The organism is Marinobacter sp. (assembly GCF_041595835.1).
GTDB lineage: Bacteria > Pseudomonadota > Gammaproteobacteria > Pseudomonadales > Oleiphilaceae > Marinobacter.
Genome location: NZ_JBFHJO010000003.1, coordinates 111,593 through 135,426, shown reverse-complemented (window position 1 = coordinate 135,426; position 23,834 = coordinate 111,593). Strand labels below are relative to the sequence as shown.

At 53.4% G+C, this 23,834-nt stretch carries 20 protein-coding genes; 7 read left to right on the top strand and 13 right to left on the bottom strand.

The window, feature by feature from the left end:
• Positions 1-40: 40 nt before the first annotated feature.
• Entirely contained in the window at positions 41-697 is a 657-nt protein-coding gene (locus ABYA77_RS02675) for an OmpA family protein (protein ID WP_372964392.1), read from the top strand.
• 73 nt (positions 698-770) lie between these two features.
• On the opposite strand, the gene serA is transcribed toward ABYA77_RS02675, so the two are convergent.
• Positions 771-2,000, bottom strand: coding sequence for a phosphoglycerate dehydrogenase (gene serA, locus ABYA77_RS02670; protein WP_372964391.1), 1,230 nt, complete (start codon positions 1,998-2,000; stop codon positions 771-773).
• A gap of 189 nt (positions 2,001-2,189) precedes the next feature.
• Here serA and ABYA77_RS02665 point away from each other — a divergent pair, with 189 nt between their 5' ends.
• Positions 2,190-3,593 carry an FAD-binding oxidoreductase gene (locus ABYA77_RS02665; RefSeq protein ID WP_372964390.1) on the top strand — a complete coding sequence of 468 codons (1,404 nt, stop codon included), beginning with the start codon at positions 2,190-2,192 and terminating at the stop codon, positions 3,591-3,593.
• Complete coding sequence (locus ABYA77_RS02660; protein ID WP_372964389.1) at positions 3,593-4,270, top strand: NAD-dependent deacetylase; 678 nt, start codon at positions 3,593-3,595, stop codon at positions 4,268-4,270. The genes ABYA77_RS02665 and ABYA77_RS02660 overlap by 1 nt, the downstream gene beginning before the upstream one ends.
• Before the next feature lie 10 nt (positions 4,271-4,280).
• On the opposite strand, the gene ABYA77_RS02655 is transcribed toward ABYA77_RS02660, so the two are convergent.
• The 5 genes from ABYA77_RS02655 to ABYA77_RS02635 all read right to left on the bottom strand — a co-directional run bounded on the left by ABYA77_RS02655 (position 4,281) and on the right by ABYA77_RS02635 (position 8,941).
• A complete protein-coding gene (locus ABYA77_RS02655; protein WP_372964388.1) occupies positions 4,281-5,585 on the bottom strand; it encodes an ABC1 kinase family protein in 1,305 nt (434 codons plus the stop codon).
• Positions 5,586-5,641: 56 nt separating this feature from the next.
• Positions 5,642-6,304, bottom strand: coding sequence for a fumarylacetoacetate hydrolase family protein (locus ABYA77_RS02650; protein ID WP_372964387.1), 663 nt, complete (start codon positions 6,302-6,304; stop codon positions 5,642-5,644).
• Between the two features lie 22 nt (positions 6,305-6,326).
• Positions 6,327-6,869, bottom strand: a complete 543-nt coding sequence (locus ABYA77_RS02645) for an adenine phosphoribosyltransferase (protein WP_372964386.1) — start codon at positions 6,867-6,869, stop codon at positions 6,327-6,329.
• A 22-nt stretch (positions 6,870-6,891) separates the two neighbouring features.
• Positions 6,892-8,190, bottom strand: coding sequence for an NCS2 family permease (locus ABYA77_RS02640; RefSeq protein WP_372964385.1), 1,299 nt, complete (start codon positions 8,188-8,190; stop codon positions 6,892-6,894).
• Between the two features lie 133 nt (positions 8,191-8,323).
• Complete coding sequence (locus tag ABYA77_RS02635; RefSeq protein WP_372964384.1) at positions 8,324-8,941, bottom strand: trimeric intracellular cation channel family protein; 618 nt, start codon at positions 8,939-8,941, stop codon at positions 8,324-8,326.
• Positions 8,942-9,215: 274 nt separating this feature from the next.
• On the opposite strand from ABYA77_RS02635, the gene ABYA77_RS02630 reads away from it, so the two are divergent.
• Positions 9,216-10,196: an NADPH:quinone oxidoreductase family protein gene (locus ABYA77_RS02630; protein ID WP_372964383.1), complete on the top strand. Its 981-nt coding sequence runs from the start codon at positions 9,216-9,218 to the stop codon at positions 10,194-10,196.
• Between the two features lie 63 nt (positions 10,197-10,259).
• Here the strand turns inward: ABYA77_RS02630 and ABYA77_RS02625 are convergent, their stop codons facing one another.
• From ABYA77_RS02625 to ABYA77_RS02595, 7 genes are all read right to left on the bottom strand, one after another.
• Positions 10,260-12,089: a long-chain-acyl-CoA synthetase gene (locus ABYA77_RS02625; RefSeq protein ID WP_372964382.1), complete on the bottom strand. Its 1,830-nt coding sequence runs from the start codon at positions 12,087-12,089 to the stop codon at positions 10,260-10,262.
• A 47-nt stretch (positions 12,090-12,136) separates the two neighbouring features.
• Positions 12,137-14,098, bottom strand: coding sequence for an acetyl-CoA carboxylase biotin carboxylase subunit (locus ABYA77_RS02620; RefSeq protein ID WP_372964406.1), 1,962 nt, complete (start codon positions 14,096-14,098; stop codon positions 12,137-12,139).
• 79 nt (positions 14,099-14,177) lie between these two features.
• Positions 14,178-14,996, bottom strand: a complete 819-nt coding sequence (locus ABYA77_RS02615) for an enoyl-CoA hydratase/isomerase family protein (protein WP_372964381.1) — start codon at positions 14,994-14,996, stop codon at positions 14,178-14,180.
• 39 nt (positions 14,997-15,035) lie between these two features.
• Positions 15,036-16,196 (bottom strand): acyl-CoA dehydrogenase family protein, encoded by a 1,161-nt coding sequence (locus ABYA77_RS02610; RefSeq protein WP_372964380.1) that lies wholly within the window; start codon positions 16,194-16,196, stop codon positions 15,036-15,038.
• A gap of 52 nt (positions 16,197-16,248) precedes the next feature.
• On the bottom strand, positions 16,249-17,865 hold the full coding sequence (locus ABYA77_RS02605) for an acyl-CoA carboxylase subunit beta (protein ID WP_372964379.1): 1,617 nt from the start codon (positions 17,863-17,865) through the stop codon (positions 16,249-16,251).
• A gap of 10 nt (positions 17,866-17,875) precedes the next feature.
• Entirely contained in the window at positions 17,876-18,742 is an 867-nt protein-coding gene (locus ABYA77_RS02600) for an SDR family oxidoreductase (protein ID WP_372964378.1), read from the bottom strand.
• 88 nt (positions 18,743-18,830) lie between these two features.
• Positions 18,831-20,627: an acyclic terpene utilization AtuA family protein gene (locus ABYA77_RS02595; protein ID WP_372964377.1), complete on the bottom strand. Its 1,797-nt coding sequence runs from the start codon at positions 20,625-20,627 to the stop codon at positions 18,831-18,833.
• 140 nt (positions 20,628-20,767) lie between these two features.
• Here ABYA77_RS02595 and ABYA77_RS02590 point away from each other — a divergent pair, with 140 nt between their 5' ends.
• From ABYA77_RS02590 to ABYA77_RS02580, 3 genes are all read left to right on the top strand, one after another.
• Positions 20,768-21,403 carry a TetR/AcrR family transcriptional regulator gene (locus tag ABYA77_RS02590; protein WP_372964376.1) on the top strand — a complete coding sequence of 212 codons (636 nt, stop codon included), beginning with the start codon at positions 20,768-20,770 and terminating at the stop codon, positions 21,401-21,403.
• Positions 21,404-21,858: 455 nt separating this feature from the next.
• Complete coding sequence (locus ABYA77_RS02585; RefSeq protein ID WP_372964375.1) at positions 21,859-22,749, top strand: hypothetical protein; 891 nt, start codon at positions 21,859-21,861, stop codon at positions 22,747-22,749.
• Between the two features lie 61 nt (positions 22,750-22,810).
• Positions 22,811-23,821 carry a putative solute-binding protein gene (locus ABYA77_RS02580; protein ID WP_372964374.1) on the top strand — a complete coding sequence of 337 codons (1,011 nt, stop codon included), beginning with the start codon at positions 22,811-22,813 and terminating at the stop codon, positions 23,819-23,821.
• The last annotated feature ends 13 nt before the right edge of the window (positions 23,822-23,834 follow it).

The window sequence follows — 23,834 nt, the reverse complement described above, 5'->3', positions numbered from 1 at the left end:
CTGGCCGGTTCAAGAAAATGGATGCAGGAGCATACTAACAGTGAAGAAAACGATTCTTGCCTTTGCAGTTGCCACCGTTGGACTGAGTGGCTGCATGACATACGACCCGTACACTGGCGAAGAAAAAACCTCCAGTGCGACTAAGGGCAGTATCATTGGAGCCCTGGGCGGTGCAGCTATTGGTGCAGCAACCTCCAGTAAGAGTGACCGTGGTAAGGGGGCTTTGATTGGTGCTGCTAGTGGCGCTGCAGTTGGTGGTGGCATTGGCTACTATATGGATCGCCAGGAAGCTCAGTTGCGTCATAAGCTGGAAGGCACTGGAGTTCGTGTTGTCCGTAACGGCGACCAGATTGAACTGGTTATGCCTGGCAACATCACTTTTGACACCAACCAGTCCACTATCCGTTCCGGCTTTACCGGTACGTTGGAGTCTGTAGGCCTGGTGCTGAAGGAATTCGATAAAACCATCATCCAGATTGAAGGCCATACTGATAGTACTGGTTCCGACAGCTATAACCAGTTGTTGAGTGAGCGTCGTGCCGCTTCAGTACGTGATTTTCTTCTGAATCAGGGTATTGCGCCGGCTCGTACCCGTGCTACCGGATACGGTGAGCGCTCTCCGGTGGCATCCAACGAGACTGCGGCCGGTCGTGAGCAGAATCGTCGGGTTGAGCTGACATTGGTGCCGATGCAGTAATAGCGTATCAGGCAAAGAAAAACCCCGGAGGCATAAGAAGCCTGCGGGGTTTTTTTAGTCTGAAGCTCCGTGCTTAGAACAACACGCGGGTCCGGATAGTGCCCTTCACCTGGCGTAGCTTCTCAAGAGCCAGCTCTCCGTAGGCTTTGTCTACATCAACAACGACATAACCAATGTCGTCTTTGGTTTGCAGGTACTGACTGCAAATGTTGATGTTGTTTTCCGAGAACACCTGGTTAATCTCAGACATAACGCCTGGCACATTCTCGTGAATATGAAGCAGACGGTGCTGGTCAGGGTGGGATGGCAGCGCCACTTCAGGGAAGTTTACAGAAGAAACAGATGTGCCGTTGTCGCTGTACATGGTGAGCTTTTCAGCGACTTCGCGACCGATGTTTTCCTGCGCTTCGATGGTGGAGCCGCCCACGTGGGGTGTCAGGATCACGTTATCGAATTCCCGCAGCGGAGAGATGAACTCTTCGTTGTTGGACTTGGGCTCGACCGGGAATACATCCACAGCTGCACCCAGCAACTTGCCAGAGCGGAGAGCATCGGCTAACGCATCAATATCTACTACGGTGCCGCGAGAAGCATTCATCAGGATGGAACCTTGCTTCATCTGAGCCAGCTGCTCTGCTTTGAACATATACTTAGTCGCAGGTGTTTCCGGTACGTGCAGGGAAACAACATCTGCAATGTTCAGCAGTTCCTGGAGGGTGCCTACCTGAGTGGCATTGCCAATCGGAAGCTTGGACACTACGTCGTAGAAGTACACGTCCATTCCCAGGCTTTCAGCCAGAACACTGAACTGTGTGCCGATATTGCCGTAGCCGATGATGCCGAGCTTCTTGCCACGAATTTCGTAGCTGTTTTTGGCCGATTTCAGCCATTCACCACGGTGAGCTTTGGCGCTCTTCTCGGGGACGCCGCGCAACAAAAGAATCGCCTGGGCCAGTACCAGCTCAGCAACCGAGCGGGTGTTGGAAAAAGGAGCGTTAAAAACAGCAATGCCTCGGCGCGTAGCGGCTTGCAAGTCAACCTGGTTGGTTCCGATACAAAAACAGCCCACGGCAACCAGCTTCTTGGCTGCTTCAAATACAGTCGCAGTCAATTGGGTGCGAGAGCGGATACCAACGAAGTGCGCATCGGCAATCTTCTCGATCAACTCTTCTTCGCCAAGAGAGTGGGTCAGGTACTCAATATTGGTGTAGCCCGCAGCATTCAGGGTATCAACGGCAGATTGATGGACGCCTTCCAGCAGCAGGATCCGGATTTTGCTCTTTTCGAGAGACGTATTTGACATGGGCTTGCTTCCGAACCTTTCGTCACGTGAAATGACCTGCGGCCAGGGATCGTCGGCCTAGCTCACAGAACAGGGGCGGTATGATACCATAAAGATAGATTTTCACAGCGCGCCGGTTTGTCTAGATCAACTCTTTTTGAGCTGATTTTGATCAAGCCATGGCCCAAACTTGATGAGACTGACGCACCCATGAGCTCCGAACAGATCATTGCTTCCCTCAAAGAACTGGTAGCTACGGCTGAAAAACCAGGCAAGGTATTGACTGATCCTTCCGACCTGGATACCTACGGCAAAGACTGGACCAAGATCTATCCACCAAAGCCTTTGGCCATTGTGCTACCGAAAACCACTGAGCAGGTTCAGGCTATCGTGCGGTTCGCCAATGAACACAAAATCGGATTGGTGCCTTCAGGTGGCCGTACGGGTTTGAGTGCAGGTGCGGTTGCTTCGAACGGTGAAGTCGTCGTGGCGTTCGATTACATGAATCAGGTTCTCGATTTTAATGCCAGCGACCGAACAGTGCGTTGTCAGGCAGGTATCGTTACTGAGCAGTTACAGAATTTTGCTGAAGAAAATGGTCTGTATTATCCGGTAGATTTCGCATCTGCAGGTTCTAGTCAGTTGGGCGGCAATCTGTCGACCAATGCTGGCGGTATCAAGGTGATCCGTTATGGCATGAGCCGGGATTGGGTTGCAGGTCTGAAGGTCGTCACTGGCAAGGGCGACATTCTTGAGTTGAACAAAGATCTGGCCAAGAACAACACCGGTTACGATCTGCGGCATCTGTTTATTGGCGCGGAAGGAACCCTGGGTTTCATCACTGAAGCCACCATGAAGCTGACCCGCAAGCCGGATGACCTGACCGTTCTGGTGCTGGGTTTGAATGACCTGTCCAATACCATGGATGTGCTCAAATCGTTCCAGAGCAAACTGGATCTGACCGCCTATGAGTTCTTCTCCCATCAGGCCATGGGCCATGTGCTGGCTCACGGGCAGGTACAGGCGCCATTTGAAACCGAAGCGCCATACTACGCGTTGCTGGAGTTCGAGGCTGTATCCGATCAGGTGATGGACGATGCCATGGCTCTGTTCGAAGCATGTGTGGAGAAAGGCTGGGTATTAGATGGCGTGATCAGTCAGAGCGAAACACAGGCTCAGAATCTGTGGCAGCTTCGGGAACGGATTTCCGAATCTATTGCTCCGCGAATTCCGTACAAGAACGATATCTCTGTTGTGGTCTCGAAAGTACCGGGTTTCCTGCAGGAAATTGATGATGTCGTGACTGAGCATTACCCGGATTTTGAAATTATCTGGTTCGGTCATATTGGTGATGGCAACCTGCACCTGAACATTCTGAAGCCTGAGCATATGGAGAAAGAGGATTTCTTTGAGAAGTGCCAGCAGGTGAACAAGTGGGTGTTTGAGATTGTTGAGCGCTATCAGGGCAGCGTTTCTGCCGAACACGGCGTGGGCATGACTAAAAAACCGTACCTGCAATACACCCGCAGCGAAGTGGAAATTGCTTATCTGAAGGGAATCAAGCAGGTATTTGATCCGAATGGCATTATGAACCCAGGTAAGATTTTCGACTGATGCAAGAGCATATTGTTGTACTCACTGGCGCTGGAATCAGCGCCGAAAGCGGTCTCTCTACCTTCCGTGATAGTGACGGCTTGTGGGAGCAGCATAATGTTTACGACGTGGCTACGCCGGAAGCGTTCGAGCGAAACCAGGAGTTGGTACTTCGGTTCTATAATGAGCGCCGCCGGCAGCTCCAAACGGTTCAGCCCAATCCGGCTCACCGCATCCTGGCGGAACTGGAAAACCGGTTCCGGGTTACGGTGGTGACACAGAATGTGGATGATTTGCATGAGCGGGGCGGATCAAGCTGCGTGCTGCATTTGCACGGTGAACTTACTAAAGCCCGGAGTACAGCAGACCCTGGCCTGATTTATGACATCGGCTATAACGACATTCATCCTGGCGATACCTGTGACCATGGCAGTCAGCTGCGCCCGCATATTGTCTGGTTTGGCGAGGAAGTGCCAATGCTGGACGCCGCCGCTGAGCTGGTTCGCACCGCCGATCGGCTGCTGATTGTGGGAACGTCGTTACAGGTTTATCCGGCTGCCGGTCTGGTTTATGAAGTGGATGTTCAAGTTCCGGTTACGGTGATTGATCCTGGTGAGCCGGCTGCGGTGTCCCGGGCGCGGGTTATTCGGAAAGGGGCCAGTGAGGGCCTTGCAGAATGGGTTCGGATGTTGGGTTAGTTCTCTTGCCTCAGCTTCGGAGGTATTTCTCCAGTTCGCCTTTGAACGCAGCCTGAACCCCCAGCCGCTTCAGCATCCAGTAGTGCCCTGCAATCATCCGGTCTATAAAAATGCTCTCTACTGGTGGTTTGAAAGCATCGAGATACTTGAATATGGTGCTGGTTTTTGCAGCCACGTGTTTGTGGATGTCTGCTTCGGCAAAATTATATGGCTCGTCATCTGCGAACGGAACGATCAGAATGTCTCGCCACATGGCGTAATAAGCTTCATCTATAGCTGGCTGGTTGCTTACCCGTGCGCCCAGATCGATCAGGTGCTGGTCGAGACCGGCGTAATCTTCCTCCAGTGCGGAAATCAGCGCCTTGCGGTAAGCCTCCACAATCTCTGGTTTCAGTTTCTTTACGCAGCCAAAATCGTACATCACGATGGTGCCGTCAGGCCGGTAGGCAAAGTTGCCGGCGTGCGGGTCGCCGTGGATACATTGAAAGCGGAATAACTGGTCAGCCATGATGGTGAAGATTCGGTGGCCGATCAGGTTCAGAGTTTCCTGGCTGTATTGCTCCGGCGTGACTTTGCTGATGTGGTCGCCTTCCTCCAGTTCGAGCGTGAGTACCCGGCGAGTAGAATGGCTATCGACAACCCTGGGAATGACCACCCACGGTTGTTTTTTGTGGAACTCATGAAAAATTTTGAGGTTCTGGGCCTCGTTCTCGTAGTCCAGCTCTTCCTGCAGGCGCTCCCGGATTTCCCCGAACAGCAGGTCCACCGTTTCTTTCGGCATTTTCAGCAGTCCACCGAGCTTTAGGGCCAGGCGTAGTTGCTTGAGGTCTGAGTCGCAGGACTTGTCTACTCCGGGATACTGAACCTTTACGATAACGTCTGTGCCGTTGTGCAACCGGGCGCGATGAACTTGCCCGATCGAAGCAGAAGCGTAAGGGGTTTCCTGGAGGTATTCGTAGAGCTCGCTGACAGGCTTGCCGAGCTCTGTTTCGATCTGCTCCAGAATGACATCGAAGGGCATAGGAGGCGCTTCTTTCTGGAGCTTTTCCAGAGCCTCCGAGAATTCTTTAGGTAAGAAGTCCTGAGTCTGGGAGGCTATTTGCCCGACCTTCATCACCGCACCTTTCAGCTCTCCAAGGGTGTCGGCAATCTGGCCAGCCATGCGAGTGTAGTTTTCACTTCTGGCGCTTTCATCGTCAACTGACCGGAACATGTTCCGGGCTTTTTGGCCGGCGTACTGGCTTGCTACAGATGCTGTCATGCCAGCCAGTTTGAAGAATCGGCCTGAGCGGGAGGTGACAGGTTTTTTCGCCATGGTGGAACAGGTTCCCTGAAGCAGAAGTTTGCCTGAAAATTCTTTAGGTGGGCCAATCAGAGCACTTTAGTCTCCACGAACAAGACATCTTCAAGCTCGAGAGACAAGGTTTGTCCTGAAATCAGCGGCCCGACCCCCTTGGGTGTACCGGTCAGAACCACATCGCCCGGTAGCAGGGAGAACTGGCTGCTCATGTGGGCAATCAGCGGCACAATAGTGTTCAGCATATCACGGGTATCGCCAGTCTGTTGCCGCTGGCCGTCGATATCAAGGGTAAAATGAATGTTGCCTTTAGGGAGCTTGTCGACTGGTACAAAAGGGGATAGTGGGCAGGCGCCGTCAAAGGCTTTGGCGCGCTCCCAGGGCTGTCCTTTTTCTTTAAGCTTACTTTGTACATCCCGAAGGGTCAGATCCAATGCCAATCCGTAACCAAGGATGGCACGTTCTGCTTCGCTGGCAGAGGCATTGGTGAGCGGGCGGCCAATGAGTACGGCCAGTTCGGTTTCGAAGTGCACTTCGCCCTTATCCCGGGGGAAGTCGACTGGGCGGGTTATATAAACCGCTGAAGTCGAAGGCTTGATGAACAATAGCGGTTCATCTGGTACCGGGTTGTTGAGTTCCCGGGCGTGTTCGGCGTAGTTGCGACCAATGCACACGATTTTACCGAGAGGTAAATGGACGGGGGTGCCGTCTTTCCAATGGTGTTGATAATCGGGCATGGTCGCCTCCTGTTAATGGTGATTATTCCCCTTCGAACGAACACACAGTATAAACCTGCAAGCCTTCTTCCTGCAGCTTGCGGGAACCACCCAGATCCGGGAGGTCAATCATCGCAGCCACTTCTACGATCTCTGCGCCAATACGGCGGATCAGGCGGCTTGCGGCCAGCATGGTGCCGCCAGTGGCAATCAAGTCGTCTACCAGGACAACCTTATCACCCGGTTTGAAGGCATCTTTGTGCAGTTCAACGGACGCAGTGCCGTACTCCAGTTCATAGTCTTCGACCAGTGTGTCGAACGGAAGTTTGCCTTTCTTGCGCACCAGAACCAGTGATGCATTGAGCTCGTAGGCCAAAGCAGAGCCAATAATAAAGCCCCGGGCATCTACTGCGGCGACGGCATCAATGTGTTGGCCGTGATAGCGGTGTACAAAGGCATCAATCAGCTTGCGGAAGGCTGTTTTATCCTGAAGTACGGTTGTGATATCTCTGAATGATACGCCCGCCTTTGGCCAGTCCGGAACGGTTCTGATGGCCTGCTTAATACTCTGCGAAAAATAATCCATAACTCACCTGTAAGGATGTGGCTCAGGCCACATCGAGGAATAGAAATTTCAGCACGAAAACAATGGCAATGATGGCGACACTCCAGTTCAGATCTGACCACTTCCCAGCCAAGGCCTTCACTGCAACGTAAGTGATAAACCCAAGTGCGATACCGTGAGCAATAGAGAATGTCAGTGGCATCATCAGGGCCGTCACAATGGCAGGTGCTGTATCGGTGATGTCATCCCAGTCAATCAGTTTCAGGCCGCTGGCCATCAGGCAGGCAACGTAAAGCAGGGCAGGCGCTGTGGCGTAAGCCGGGATGATGCTGGCAATAGGTGCAAACAGCAGGCAGGCCAGAAATAATGCGGCAACAACGACAGCGGTCAGGCCGGTACGACCACCGGCGGCGATACCCGCAGTGGATTCAACGTAACTGGTGGTTGTCGAGGTGCCCAGCGCTGCCCCTGACATGGTGGCGATGGAGTCGGACATCAGGGCACGACCAAGGCGAGGGAGTTTGCCGTTTTTATCGAGCAGTCCGCCACGTTGAGCAGCACCAACCAGTGTGCCTGAAGTATCAAACAGATCGACAAACAGGAAGGCGAAAATAACGCTGATCATTCCGACGTTCAGGGCGCCAGCCAGGTCCAGTTGCATAAATGTGGGAGCGATACTTGGCGGGGCAGAAACAAGGCCATTGTATTCAACCATACCCAGCATCATCGCTACGATGGTCACGGCTATAATGCCGATCATCACCGCTCCGGTAACCTGACGGAAGGCCAGTGCGCAGATCAGAATGAAGCCGCCAAAGAACAGCAGGCTTTCCGCAGCAGCCACGTCGCCCATGCTCACCAGCGTGGCCGGGTGGTCTACTACAATCCCGGCGTTTTTCAGAGCGATCAGTGCCAGGAAAAAACCGATACCAGCCGATATGCCAAAGCGTAAGGAGAGTGGAATGCTGTTAATGATCCACTCCCGGACCTTAAATATGCTGAGCATAAAGAACAGGAAGCCAGAGATGAATACGGCACCCAGCGCTATCTGCCAGCTGTATCCCATGCTGCCGACAACGGTAAAGGAGAAAAAGGCGTTGAGCCCCATGCCTGGCGCCAGAGCGATAGGGTAATTTGCCCAGAGGCCCATGATCAGCGTACCAACCACAGCCGCAAGGCATGTGGCCACAAAGACTGCGCCGAAGTCCATGCCGGTGGAGGACAACATACTGGGGTTGACCACAATGATATACGCCATGGTCAGGAAGGTTGTGATGCCAGCGATTATTTCTTTACGAACATTTGTGCCGTGGGCTTGGAGTTGGAACAGTCGTTCAAGCATGACGTGGGTCTGCCTCTCGGGATGCCTTGGGTTTGGTATGTGAAAAACTGATTGAGTGCGGGAAATCTAATCTGTGTGAAAAAAAAGCAATGTTACCGGCTAGGCTGCTTCAGGCCAAGGGATGATTTACGGTTCAGCCTTGAACCTGGTCCCTTTGTAGGCGGATGTCAAAGCGGACTGCCAGCATTCGGACCGAAACGATAAAGAGCAGGCCGATGGTGAGAGCGGCTGTTTCGCTCTCCAGAAACCATTGGCAGACAAAATACAACCAGCAACCCGCGAAAGAAATAGATGCGTAAATCTGGTCTTTGCGGAAGATAAATGGCACTTCATTACAGAGCGTGTCGCGTAGTGCGCCGCCAAACGTTCCTGTCATTACGCCAAGCATCGAAGCGATAAACCAGGAATGGCCAAGATCCAGAGCCAATTGAGCGCCAAGAATGGAAAAAATACCAAGGCCAATGGCATCCGGAAACACAATGCGGGACTCTTTCAGGCTGTGGGCGCGGCTCCAATAGCTGAAAACAATGGCCATGCCCAGAATCAGGATAGGCTGCTCCTGATGCTTGATCCAGTAGAGCGGGTGGTTGTCCATGATCAGATCCCGAAGCGTGCCACCGCCGAGTGCAGTGATGAATCCGATAGCGAATACCCCGACAGGATCCATGTTTTTAGAGCGCGCAACGATCATTCCGGAAATGGCAAAAGCCACGATGCCTATCATTTCAAGCGCGTAGATGATGTCAAACATGGTGGGCTCTGGGGCTAAGAAGGTCAGGGTCAGAAACGTTCAGAATGAAAGTGTGGATAATAGCTGAAATCGCCCGGCGATTCATCTGTGGTGTATTTTCGGGGGAGTAATATTGCGCTCTGCGATATAAGCACGGTTTATTCGCCAGAATAAGAGAACTTTATTTGCTTCATGGGGGAACTCTGTTTAGCTTGATCCCGGTCAATAATAAGCTGAATTTGCCAGCTCGGCCGCCCTGAGGGGAACCCGGGTGCCTGAGCTACCAGGAGAGACTATGAAAGCTATTTTGTGTAAAGAATACGGCCCGGCTGAGAAGCTGGTCATCGAGGATGTCCCAAGCCCCGAAGCCAAGGGCAGGGGTGTGAAAATCCGCGTAAAGGCCGCAGGCCTTAATTTTCCAGATACGTTGATTATTGAAGGTAAGTATCAGCTTCAGCCGCCCATGCCATTTTCGCCGGGTGGCGAGTTGGCTGGTGAGGTTATTGAGGTTGGCGACAAAGTAACCCGTTTCAAGCCGGGCGATCGGGTTGCTGCACTGACAGGCTGGGGTGCTTTCGCGGAGGAAGTGGTTGCCCCGGAATCCAACTTGCTACCGCTGCCAGATAGCATGCCTTATGAAAAGGCGGCCGGCTTCATGATGGTGTATGGCACGTCTTATTACGCATTGAAGCAGCGCGCCAATATTCAGCCCGGGGAAACTTTGTTGGTGCTGGGTGCCAGTGGTGGCGTTGGTTTGGCTACAGTTGAATTGGGTAAGGCCATGGGGGCGAAAGTGATCGCAGCGGCGAGTAGCGCAGAGAAATTGGCCATTGCGAAAAATGCCGGTGCGGATGAATTGCTCAACTATTCCGAAGAGTCCCTGAAAGACGCGGTGAAGACGTTGACCAAAGGCAAGGGTGTGGATGTGATCTACGATCCGGTCGGCGGAGACTTCACAGAACAGGCTTTGCGGTCCATGGCCTGGAATGGCCGTCATTTGATCATTGGCTTCGCGGCCGGCGATATCCCGAAAGTACCTGCGAATCTCACGTTGCTGAAGGGGTGCTCTGTAGTCGGTGTGTTCTGGGGAAGCTTCACTCAGCGAGAGCCGGAGGCCAGTGCTCAAAATATGATTGAGTTATTACAGATGTACGGCGAGGGCAAAATAGATCCGAAGGTCAGTCAGGTCTTTGAATTTGACCAGTACGCGGAGGCGCTTGGAGCGTTGACAGGGCGTCGTGCTACAGGGAAGGTCGTTCTTAACGTTGGCATGTAGGCTTACAAAATAAACAGGCCAGGGTCAAAGTCTGACCCTGGCACCGTACCTCAGAGCTGAAAATCAGAACCGAACTGCACCAGAATCAATGTCAGCTACAAGCTCAGGTGTCAGCCTGGTATAACCTGAAGTTTTTGGAAGCCAGGCGTAAACCTCCTCATGGGGACGATCCAGAGAATAGCCAAGTTTTTGGATGTCCACCTTGCGGTACTTGAACGTGCCAGTTTTCTCGATAGCCTCGGTTATTCTCACGAACACCGGCACTGCATATGCAGGCAAATTATCCTTAAGGTAGGTGAACAGTTTGTCGGTATCGAAGGCAGTTTCAGACTCGTCGGGCACTAGAGTTACCATGCCGGCCTTGCCGTTAGTGTTCGGGATCTCTACACCGTAAACAATGGCTTCCTCCACCATGCCGGAGCCGTCAAGGATGTTTTCAACCTCAGTGGTCGAAACGTTTTCGCCTTTCCAGCGGAAGGTGTCGCCCATTCGGTCAACAAACTGCAGGTGACGACAACCGATTTCTCTAAGGACATCACCGGTGTTGAACCAGGCGTCGCCTTTTTTAAAGCCGTCTCGGAGAATGGATTTTTCAGTCGCCTCCTTCTGGGTATAGCCTTCAAATGCCCACTTTTTGGTAATTTCACCAATCAGCAACCCGGGCTCACCCTTGTCGACTTCCTCCAGAAGGCCTTGTTCGTTGCGGATGGGATCGCGAGTGCCTTCGTAGTATTTTACCAATCGGTAAGGTGCTGTAGAGAAGCCCACCGTGTTGTCCATATTGAAGAAGTTAGAGAAACCGATGTTGCCTTCAGATGAAGCGTAAAGCTCAGCTACAGTTTCAATTCCGAAGCGTTCCTTGAACTCTTTCCAGATGGAAGGCCGTAAGCCATTACCGATCATTTTGGTCAGGGTATGGTTCCGGTCCTGATCACTGACCGGATGGTTTAGCAGGTAGCGGCAGAGTTCTCCCACATAACCAAAGGTTGTGGCCTTGTATCTGCGGACATCGTTCCAGAAAGCCGTGGCTGAGAACTTTCTACGCAAGGCTATGGCAGACCCCCCCGCGATAACCGAGCCCCAGCACACCAGCAGGGCGGTGCCGTGATAAAGCGGCAGAGTACAGTAAAGAACGTCTTCCGGTTTCATGGCAAGAGACAACATGCCAAAACCGCCGTAAGCCCTTACGAACTTTCGGTGGGAGCCTGGGGCCGCCTTGGGTAATCCCGTGGTGCCTGAGGTGTACAGATAAACTGCAGTGTCACCCATGACCACTGGATTGGTCAGAACTGGCTTAGAGGAAGGGCAGCGGCTGACTTCCATAGCCATGTTGGAATAGCCCGCCGGTGCCTCACCGAAAATGTTCAGTGTGTTGCTGTCGGCCAGGTACAACATGGGGTTGGAATGAGACAGCCGGATGTCTGAGCGAACACCTTCGGCATGGTCGAGCAGTTCTTCACCAACCACTAACATTTTGGGTTCGATCAGGTTGATGCTATGAGCCAGCACTTTGCCTTTCTGGGAGGTGTTCAGCATAGCGCAGGCGACACCGACTTTTGACGCGCCTGCAACGACTGCCAGCAGCTCAGGCCGGTTTTCCAGCAACACCGCAATGGAATCGCCTTTTACTAATCCCTGGTCTTTCAGGTAGTGGGCGATTCGGTTGCTCCATGCTTCAAACTCTTGCCACGATACGGTGATGTCGTCACAAAGAATAGCCGGATGGTATGGGTATTTTTTTGCATTCCGGGCGATCAGTTTGCCCAGGGTCAGCTCTTTCTCATTGTTTTTTGCGAGGTAGTAATACAATCCTCGTGCAATGAAGGGAAAGCGCCCCAGTACTGGCGGAAGGCTGCGTATGATGTCGCGGGCGGTTACTATATCTTGGCTCATGGTGATTTCATTCCGTGCGTCACGCGATTGTATTTTTTGTTCGCGGATTATGTTGTTTGTTCTGTTTCCTGAGGTGCGAGCTCAACCAGGAGTTGGCTGCGCTTTACCTGATCACCCGTTCTTGTGTGTAGTCCTGCCACTACGCCATCCCGGTCGGCTTTCACTGGATGCTCCATTTTCATCGCTTCCAGAACGACCAGAGTCTGGCCCTGGCTGACGGACTCGCCTTCAGCAATGAGTACATCGATAATGGCGCCGTCCATCGCGGCCTGTATTCTGCCGCTGCCCGAACTCTGGGCCCCAGAGGCGGGTTGGTGGGTTTTGTCTGTGACTGACCAGGATCGACCGAATGCCTGCAAATATAGGGAATCCCCAACGCGATGGTATTGGCACCCCTGACGAATACCGTTGTCGATTATGCATAGCTGGCCTGGTTTCTGGCTGTGCAGGTACAGTTCGTAATGGTCTTCACCGTGCGAAACCATGAGCTTCTGGCCGGCTTTGCGCACCAGTAGCTGGATGGTTTCATCGTTGGCTTCCAGACTCATTGGAATGACTGTGCCCGGTGCATTGCTCCAGCTTTCTCTGCCCGAGTCATCAAGGCTCAGAACGCAGGCACTCAGTGCCAGCTCCCGAATACTCAGATCTTGCGGGCTAAGAGAAGGGTCATCTTTGAATGCCTGTTGCAGGAAGGCCGTAGTGGCTTCGCCTGCCCCAAAGGTTTCGTCAGCGATAATACGGCTGAGGAAGTGGCGGTTAGTGGTGACACCGAAAACTGTGGTGTCTTCCAGAGCGCGAACCAGGCGACGGCGCGCTTCATTCCGGTTTTGGCCCCAGGCGATGACTTTCGCCAGCATCGGGTCGTAATGCGGGCTGACCACATCGCCGGATAGAACGCCAGTATCAAAGCGCAGGCCTTCACCTTCAGCCGGTTTGAACTCATGCAGCGTACCAGTTTGGGGTGTGAAGTCGGTGGCGGGGTCTTCCGCATACAGGCGGACTTCGATGGCGTGACCATTCAGCTCGATCTCGTCCTGAGCGAGTGGTAATGGTTGGCCTTCAGCGACCATCAGCTGCCAGGCTACCAGGTCCTGACCAGTGATAAGCTCGGTGACAGGGTGTTCTACCTGCAGGCGCGTGTTCATTTCCAGAAAATAGAAGTTGCGATCTTTATCAACCAGAAATTCGACAGTGCCAGCGCCTTCGTAGCCACAGGACAGAGTAGCTTTAACGGCCGCTTCGCCCATGGCTTTGCGCAATTCTGGTGTAACGAAAGGTGAGGGTGCTTCTTCGACAACTTTCTGGTGCCGGCGCTGTACGGAACAATCCCGTTCGCCCAGATACACTGCATTGCCGTAACGATCAGCAAACACCTGAATCTCTACATGGCGTGGCTCGATAACGGCTTTTTCGAGGATCAGTTCGTCGTCACCGAAGGCTTGTTTGGCTTCTGAGCGTGCACGTTTGATGTTGTCGGCCAGTTCACTCTCATTTTCTACCAGGCGCATACCTCGGCCGCCACCACCAGCGGAGGCTTTGAGCATGAGTGGGTAACCAATGTCTTTGGCAGCGTGAATCAGTTGATTGTCGCTGGCGTTGTCACCTTCATAACCCGGTACCACCGGTACGCCGGCTTTTTGCATGGCGATCTTGGATCGGCGCTTGCTGCCCATGAGCTCGATAGCATTTTCAGGCGGACCAACAAAGGTCAGGCCGGCTTGTTTAATCGCTTTGGCAAAACCGGAGTTTTCGGAAAGGAAGCCGTAACCCGGGTGGATGCAGTCGGCGCCGGTTTTTGCTGCGGCATCGAGTATGGCATCTGCGTTCAGGTAGGAGGCTGCTACTTGGGCTGGACCGATGCAGACGGCTTCGTCAGCCATTGTAACGTGCAACGCGTTGGCGTCAGCTTCAGAGTAAACCGCCACGGTTCGGTATCCCAGAGCCTTGGCTGTACGAATGACCCTGCAGGCGATTTCGCCTCGGTTTGCGATGAGTAGTTTTTTTAGCATGGGCATGACTTACCTTGTTATGGGGGCAGGATGGTGCCTGTCCGCACGACTGCATTTTCGGAATTTAGTATCGCTGTACCTATTGCTTGCCAGCCCACTTGGGCTCGCGTTTCTGCATAAACGCCATGGTGCCTTCCATACCTTCGGGCCCACGAATAGCCGCTGCGAATTTAGCCGCGGCGTCATCGAGTAATTCGGCCATGTCCTGATTGCCGACTCTGTGCAGAAGCGCTTTGGTTTCCGCTGTGGCATTCGGTGCGCACAAACGCACCCGGTCCAATGCATCGGCCAGCAGTTTTTCCATGTGTTCTTCGCTGTCGGCAACTTGGTGAACGATGCCGAGTGAGCACGCCTCGGTGGCATCAATTCTGAGTCCGAGCAAGGCCAGTCGACGGGCTTGGGTGAGGCCGGTCCGGGCAACCACGAACGGAGCAATCTGAGCGGGAATAACGCCCAGAGTGGTTTCTGGCATGCCGAATCTGGCGGTTGGGCTGGCAATAGCCAGGTCAGATACGCAGGCAAGACCAAAGCCGCCGCCCATGACGGCACCTTCCGTGATGGCGATAACGACTTTGGATGATTCGTTGACTTGCTGAATCATTTCGCCGAAAGCTCTGTTTAGTTTGAAGAAGGGATCTTCGCGGCCTTCGCCTTTCTGGCCTCGGGCCCCGGCCATGTCTTTGATGTCGCCACCGGCACAGAAGTGCCCGCCGGCGCCCCGGATGACAATGGCTCTGATGGCTTCATCGCTTTCAACTTGAGTGAAAATGGTGGATAGCTCCGCAACCATTTTCAGGCTCATGGCATTTCGGACTTCTGGGCGGTTAATAGTAACCATCAGTGCCGGGCCGCTGGTCTCGATGGCGAGCGTTTCACAGTTTGGTAGTTGTTGTTTCATTGATGACTCCACGTACAATGTTTGTGGCATGCGAAACCTTCAGCCCCTTTGTTTGCCAGGCAAAGTTCCCATCGTCTTGCAAATGATGCCCAGCATGATTTCGTCTGCGCCGCCGCCGATGGAGGCCAGGCGAACGTCACGGTAAGCACGGGCCAGTGGGTTTTCCCACATGTAGCCGTTGCCGCCCCAATATTGCAGGCAAGCATCTGTGACTTCGCGGCCCAGACGGCCACCTTTGAGCTTGGCCATGGAGGCCAGTTGGGTCACGTCTTTGCCGGTAATGTGGAGCTCGCAAGCCTTGTAAGTCAGCGCTCGTAGAGCTTCCACTTCCGTTTGCAGTTCTGCCAAACGGAAGTGGATGTATTGGTTGTTGATCAGTGGTTGCCCAAAGGTTTTGCGTTCGCGGCAATATTCGATGGTTTGATCAATGCAGCTTTCCAGGGCTTTCAGCATGTTGGCAGCACCCCACATGCGCTCTTCCTGGAATTGAATCATCTGACACATGAACCCCGTACCTTCAGCACCAATGCGGTTACGTTGGGGTACCCGAACGTCGTCGAAGAACACTTGGGCGGTTTCGGATGAACGCATGCCCAGTTTGTTCAGGTGTGGGCTCAGTGAAATGCCGGGGGTGTTCATGGGAACAACAATCAGAGTTTTGTTTTTGTGCGGCTTGTCGTCGCTGGTGTTAGCCAACAGGCAAATAAAGTCGGCTTTAGGGGCGTTGGTGATCCACATTTTGGAACCGTTGATAACGTAATCATCACCATCTTTCTTGGCCGTGGTTTTCAGACCGGCCACGTCTGAGCCTGCGCCTACTTCACTGACGCCAATGCAGCCAACCATGTCACCAGCGATGGCAGGAGCCAGGAAGTTGCGCTTGATTTCATCGGAACCGAAGCGTGCAATGGCGGGTGTACACATGTCGGTTTGCACGCCAATGGAGAGTGTTACGCCGCCACACTTTGCCATGCCGAGTTCTTCGGCGGCGACCAGGTTGTAGCTGTAATCCAGGCCCATGCCGCCGTATTCTTCCGGTTTCTGGATGCCCAGAAGGCCCAGATCTCCGAGTTTCTTGAATACTTCACGGATCGGGTATTCGCCGGCTTCTTCCCATTCGTCGCAGTATGGGTTGATCTCTTTCTCAACGAAATCTCTTACGGTTTTTCTCAGGGCTTCGTGTTCTTGGGTAAAGTTCATTGTTGTTCTCCTGCTTTACGAAAGATGGTTAGCGTGTGGGTTCTGTTAGGTTTCAGAAACGTGCCACCCCATACGAGTTGGGGCGTAGTTGTCGTTGTTCAGCTTCGCGACAAACGGAGAGCGCCATAGCCAGCACGCGCCTTGTGTCGCGAGGGTCTATCAACCCGTCGTCCCACAACCTTGCAGTGCCAAAGAGCGCTGTGGAGCCGTCTTCCAGTTTCTTTGCGGTGGCTTGTTCGAGGAATGCCAGAGTTTTCTCATCTGGCTCTATACCGCTCTTGCGTTGCTTTTCTTCCGCTACAATACGCATGACCTTGCCAGCCTGGGCTGGGCCCATAACCGCGGTGCGACTGTTGGGCCAGGCAAAGATGAACCTGGGGTCCAGGCCTCGTCCGCACATGGCGTAGTTGCCGGCGCCGTAGGAACCACCGACAACAACGGCTAGCTTAGGAACCCGGCAGTTGGCGACAGCCTGCAGCATCTTGGAGCCGTGCTTGATAATGCCGTTTTGTTCTGAATGGGTGCCAACCATGAACCCGGTGGTATTGTGGAGAAACAGGATCGGGGTGCCCGCCTGGTCGCACAGTTGAATGAATTGCGCAGCTTTGGTGGCGCCAGCCGGCGTGATAGGGCCATTGTTGCCAATGATGCCGACACTTTGACCGTGGATACGGATGGTGCCGCAGACGGTTTGGCTGTCGTAATCATTCTTGAAATCCAGGAAGCGGGAACCGTCGGCAATACGGGCGAGGATTTCTCTCACGTCGTATGGTTTCTTTGCATCTGCCGGAATGACTCCCAGCAGTTCTTCTGCGGGATAGAGCGGTTCTTCCCAGGTCACTTCACGCTGCATTGGCAGGTTGTCGTTCCAGGACAGGGCTCCGAGAATTTCCCGGGCCTGACGAATGCCATCGGCGTCGTCTTCGGCCAGGTATTCCGCTGTACCTGCCACAGACGCGTGCATTTCTGCACCACCCAATTCTTCGTCGGTCGCAATTTCGCCGGTGGCGGCTTTCAGTAGCGGTGGGCCTGCCAGGAACATCTTGGCCTGATCGCGCACGGTGATCACATAATCTGACAGCCCCGGCTGGTATGCACCGCCTGCAGTGGCGTTGCCGTGAACGACAGTGATTTGTGGAATGCCGGCCGCTGACATACGGGCCTGGTTGGCAAAGCCCCGGGCGCCGAGTACGAAAATATCCGTAGCGTAGTTAAGGTTGGCACCCCCGGATTCTGACAGAGACAGAATCGGTAGTTTGTTCTCCATCGCTATTTGCTGCAAACGCAGGGTTTTATCCAGACCTGCAGGCGTAATCGTGCCGCCTTTGATCGCACTGTTGCTGGCCAGAATCAGGCAGCGCACGCCCGCAACAGTGCCAATGCCAGCAATAATGCCCCCGCCAGCCATGGAGCCATCTTTGTCGTCATGCATTTTGTAACCAGCGAGGGAGCACAGCTCCAGAAACTCGCTGCCACGGTCCAGCAAACGGTTGATTCGATCGCGGGGCAGGAGTTTTCCACGCTTGGTGAACTTTTCCCGTGCCGCTTCAGCTAAATCCAACACTTTTTGCTCGACGCCCCGGAAGGTTGCGATATGAGCTTCCATGGCTTCTGTGTTGGCGCGGAATTCATCCGACTGCGGAATGATAGTTGTTTCCAAAACCTGCATGGGATGATCCTCAGTCTTCGCTCAGAACTTTCGGGGTTATGGCCCGGTGGAAACCGTTGTACGGCTCATTGTTCTTAGCCTTTGATAGCGGCCAGACACGTCCACCTTGAGATGCAGCACCATCAATGCGCAGGCAGTCACCACTGATAAACGCAGCGCCCGGGCTCAACAGAAAACAAATAGCCGAACTGACTTCGGACTCCGTACCTATCCGCTTGAAAGGAACCGCATCTGCTAGGCCCTTGATCCACGATTTCATGTGAGCCGGGTAGTTATCCATGCCGCTGGAGGCAATCCACCCCGGAGCTACTGCGTTTACCCGAACACCGGATGGTGCCCATTCGACAGCGGCTGTCTGAGTAAAGTTGACCATGCCCGCCCGGGCTGCACCGGAGTGGCCCATGCCCGGCATGCCGCCCCACATATCTGCCACAATGTTTACAATAGCGCCGCCGTTCTTGTTCAAAGCCTGGGTATAAGCCTCCCGGGCCATCAAAAAGCCACCGGTCAGGTTTGTCCTGACCACAGTTTCCCAGCCTTTCTGGTTGATTCCGGTCAGCGGCGAAGCGAATTGTCCGCCAGCATTATTTACCAGCCCATCCAGTCGGCCGTGTTCAGCGATAATGGCTTTGACGGTCGCTTTCACCGATTCTTCTTCCCGGATATCACAGGCGTGAGCGCTGGCGATGCCGCCGTCTTCTTCGATCTCGGCTTTAACGGCGTCGACCTTTTCCTGTTTTCGACCAACCAACGCAACCCGTGCACCTAGCGCGGCCAGTTCGTGAGCAGTACAGCGACCAATACCGGAACCACCGCCGGTAACGATAAATACCTGGTCTCCGAACAATCCTGGCCGTAAAACAGACTGATAACTCATAAAAAATCCCTATCTGAATCTAATGAATTCACGCAAAATGTTTCGGTATCCCGCAGGGGCTTGCATGCCCCTGTGTTCAAACAAATGTTTAGCTCTGCACCAGCCTGGCAGGTACTGGTACCGGAAATTCCAGAAGCTGTTGTGCAAAAGCCTTGCCCTGAGGGTCAATGCGTAAGCTGGCGACGCCGCCACCACCTAAACTGTGCTCCAGCAGGAAGTTAAAGGCGTTCAGTCCGGGTAGCGCCCAACGAGTTACCTTGCCTGATTCCGGGTTCAGCGTATGGCTCATCCAGTCTGCTACCGCTGCTTCGGTCAGGGCTGCCTGAATATAGGGGACATACTCAGCCTCACGTGCGATCACCCCGATGTTGCTGTGGTCTCCTTTATCACCAGAGCGTGCCCAGGCTAAACGAATCAGAGGCACCGTCGTATCTGTTGCAACCTCGGCGTTATCTGCGGACTGTGGTGTTAGTTGCGAGGAGTCAAAACCACCCTCGCAGGACACATCCACCGGAGCTGTCTCACCTGCGAAATTTACCGACACAGCAACTTCTGACTTCGGAACAAGGCATGAGTACAAGCGAATTTTCGGCCACACTGTTGGTCGGCCACCAACAATGCCAGTTATGCCTGGAGCCATACCGGTAGCAGCCTGAGCAATCTCCCGTGAGAACAGCACAAGAGCTTCTTTTTTCGGGTGGGCGGTAGCGATCTTCACCACCACTTCACGGGCATCATCGTTGCGGCTGTGGCGACCATAGGTTGTTTCTGTGCCCAGCAATTCGATGCTGGTTTCGGAATATCCGGGCAGGCCCCGCTCGGTGAACATGGCGGAGGTTTTCGCCAGAATCGCTTCCGCCACTTTTTGCGCTTTGGCGGCTGCATCGATGCCCCCAAGCAGAAAGGTTACAGTGCATTTGAAACCATCCGGCCAGGTACCGGACACCTTGTAACTGTCAGTAGGTGGGAGCCCCAGAGCGCCAGACACGCGAACGCGATCCTTGCCGATTTCTTCAAGAACAACTTGAGTAAAATCGCACGTTACATCTGGCAATAGATAAGCACGTGGGTCGCCAATCTCGTAAACCAGCTGTTCACTCACCGTACCCCGGCTGACCATGCCACCGGTGTTATCAGGTTTGGTCATGACAAAGTCACCAGAGGCACTGACTTCGGCAATTGGGAAACCCATGTTGGCATAGCCGTCGGCCACTGCTTCCCAATCGGTGAAGTTGCCGCCGGTTGACTGAGCGCCGCATTCCAGCAGGTGGCCCGCCAGACTGCCCTGAGCCAGCTTATCGAAGTCGTTCCACTGCCAGCCAAATTCATGCACCAGCGGAGCCAGTACCAAAGCACTGTCAGCTACCCGGCCAGTAATGACGATGTCAGCACCTTCATCGAGTGCAGCGACCAGGCCTGGGGCACCCAAGTACGCATTCAGGCTTACCATCATGGCCGGGAAGGGTTGGCCGGTAGTCATTTCGGTAATGCCGGCATCTGCCAGTTTCTTTTTCTTCGTCATCAGGTCGTCGCCCAGCACCAGGGCGATTCTCAGATCAACGCCGGCCTTTTCGCACAAAGCCTGAAGTGCATCGCGGCAAGCCACCGGGTTAACACCGCCGGCGTTGGCCAGAACCCGGATGCCTTTCTCTTTGATTTCGCCAAGTAGTGGTCCCATGACCGTCTGTACGAAATCCCGGGCATAACCCTGGGTCGGATCCTTCATTTTCTGCCCGGCCATGATCGACATGGTGATTTCGGCCAGGTAATCGGCCACGAGATAGTCGATGTTGCCTTGGCGTACCAGTTGAGCTGCGGCTGTTTCCGTGTCGCCCCAGAAAGCAGCAGAGCAGCCGATACGGATGGTTTTGTTGGCTTTTGACATGTTGTTCGCCTTGTTCTTTGTGCCCGATGATCCGGGATTGGTCCAACGATAACCAAGACATTACCAAGCAAGCGCTTGGTTTGTAAATAGCGAAATATCAGGTAATATAAAAATATTCTTCTAAACAGCTGGAAAACCTTGTGAAACACCACGACATTCTTCAGTCACTTATTCAGGAGCAATTGGTTTCCGACCCTGCCAGTGCCCGCGGACGCCTGTTAAATGAAGCGGCCACCTTATTCAGGGATAAGGGCTATGAGCGCACCACCGTCCGGGATCTTGCGGCTGCTGTGGGCATTCAGTCTGGCAGTCTGTTTCATCACTTTCGGACAAAAGAGGAAATACTGAAGGCGGTCATGGTTGAAACCATCCGGTTGAATACGGCGGTCATGCAGGCGGCAGTTGATCAGGTGTCGTCACTTCAGGATAAGTTGCGAGCGTTAATTCGCGCTGAGCTGGAATCGATTAATGGCCGAACGGGCGAAGCTATGGCCGTGCTGGTTTATGAATGGCGAAGTTTGTCGGAAAGCTCGCAAGCTGAAGTGCTGGCGTTAAGGGAAGTGTATGAAAACTTGTGGCTATCGGTTTTAAAAGAGCTGAGAGAAGCGGGTGATCTGAAAGCCGATGTTTTTATTGTGCGTCGGATGTTGACCGGAGCCTTGAGCTGGACCGTTACCTGGTATCGCCCGGAACGTGGAGGCTTGACTCTGGACGGCCTGACGGAACAAGTGATGGCGATGCTGGGTTTTTCGAATGGTAATGATTCTTTGCAATAAAGTTGCTCATCTGTTCAGCCTTAACCGCATATAGAACACCTTGTTTTATATCAATAATTTCAGGTTTTCAGTTTCTGGCCCGAGGTAATTGGCCTGATGGGCCGACTGGTTTCGGCAAACAAGCCATTTCTGTCTGCCGCTATTCCCCGCATTCTTGATTCTGCCGGATATGGTCTCCCTTACTGTTGGGGGGATCTGATTCACGGATTGGCGAGCTCTTTTCATGATAAAAACATCTCGCAATCCCTTACACACAAAAATAAATAAAGACAGGCTTCAATATGACCTTCTCAGGACCCTCACCGGCGAACCGTTCGTCGGGTCGTCTTTGTGTAATCTTTGCTGCCAGTTTGGTGTTTCTTTTGACCGGTTGTTCGGTGAATCCGATTTATCAGACCACCGGTATCGTACTTTCAAATTACTCAGAATCTGAGGCCACTCCCTACGTGTTACAGATGTCTGATCCTCAGATGGCCTGCGCACTGGGTGAAGGTGTTGACCCACTTTTATATTCGTTTTCGAGAGTGGTGGATGCACCTGATAGCAGTGGTTCATTGCTGATGCTTTTGGCGGGCAACTGCATGGAGTACCGGGCCTGGAATGCTGAGTTGGATTACCTGCGCGCTGAATACAACGGTAATGTTCCGGCAGCCAAGGATGCTCGTGAAGTTTCGAAAAGACTTCATGCCAGAACTGCCGAACGACGTTATGAGGCATACCAGCGCGCCATGGCCGCTTATGACTTTGATCCCGCTGCCGAACCCATGGAGTGTCCGGGCTTTTTTACCGATCAGGATGAACTGACCTTCCTCCTCGGGTTGCTTACCGGTATGCAAGCTATCGTGAACGATGCCAACTCCGGTGCTCAGGCGGGCGTGCCTCGTAATATTGCCGCCCGTGCCGAACGCGCAGTTCATTGTGTGGACAATGAAAAGTGGGGAGGTTTGCCTAACGCTATCCGGGCCTTGGTTTGGCTTCTGATACCGGATACCCGCCCGGAATTGTCGCAGGATCCCTGGGGGGTGCTTGAGGATAGTGCCGAGCTGGGCTTGAAGTCTGGCTTCAGGGCCTCTCACGCCGTTCAGGTGGTTGCGGCAGAAACTTTTGGTCGCCCGGATGTGTTGGCTAGTACTGTTGCCAGCTTTGCTGAAGCAGACGAGCAGATTGAGGTGCGGGATGATTATCGTCTGGTTGATCAGGTCGCCCGGAATGTTGTCACTTTTTCATCCGATAAGCATTGGACTGCACATTATGGCCATCGGACGCCTTCAGGCTTTTTCGGGAAGATGAGTGCCGAGCGTGATACCAGTAATGTTGAAACTATGAGCCTGGATGGTCTGCTCTGACCGCATCATAAGGACGAGTTTTGTCTAACCCTATAAACACAATAAAGAATCGGAGTTCGCTATGATCCGAAAATCCCTTGCAGTCTTGTCTCTAGCCGTAGTCGCGCCACTGGCCTCTGCGCAATCGGTTTCCATGTGTGTATTCGATGTCATCGGTGCCAATGGTGATGTCTATAACCTGGTGAAAGATTACGCCCTCGAAATGAAAGCCCATGGTGTGGATTTTGAATTGAAGCCTTATACAGATGAAGGCGTAGCGGTAGGCGATTTTAATGCCGGCCAGTGTGATGCTGTTGCGGCTACAGATATCCGGATTCGCCCGTTCAACCGTTTTACGGGAAGTATCAGTGCAGTAGGTGCTCTGCCGACGTATGACGATCTTCAAACGCTGTTGGCTACTCTGGCCCAACCCAAGGCAGCGTCGCTGATGAAAGAGAATGGTTATGAGGTGCTGGGTATTGTGCCGGCTGGAGCCGGCTACCTCTTTGTTAACGACCGGACCATTGATACTGCCGGAGAGTTGGCGGGTAAACGTGTGGCGACTTTGGACTATCAGAAAGATGCCATTCACATGGTGAATTATGTGAAAGCAACAGTGGTGCCTTCGGATATCACGAACTTTGCGGGCAAGTTCAATAACGGTTCTGTCGATACCGCCTATTCACCGGCTTTTGCCTATGAGGCGCTGGAACTCTACAAAGGCATAGGCGACAAGGGAGGGATTGTTGATTACCCGTTGGCCCAGCTGACTGTTCAGATCGTGGCCCGAGATGAAGTGCTTGAGGATGAGTTGGCTCAGAAATCCCGGGAAGTTGCCTGGGGGTTTTACCCACAGGCAATGAGACTGATTGCTTCTCAGGAAAAGGCTATTCCAGATGCCCAGTGGATCCGTATCCCTGATAAAGACATTATCGGCTATCAGGAAATGTTCCGTGAAAATCGCCTGGAAATGCGTGACGGCCTGAATGGTGCTCCCGATGTATACAGCCCCAAAATGTTGAACTTGTTGAGCAAAATTCGTTGTGCCAGTAATCCGGGTGCATCTGAGTGCACCGCCGATAATCGGGAATAACCGGAGACGCTGA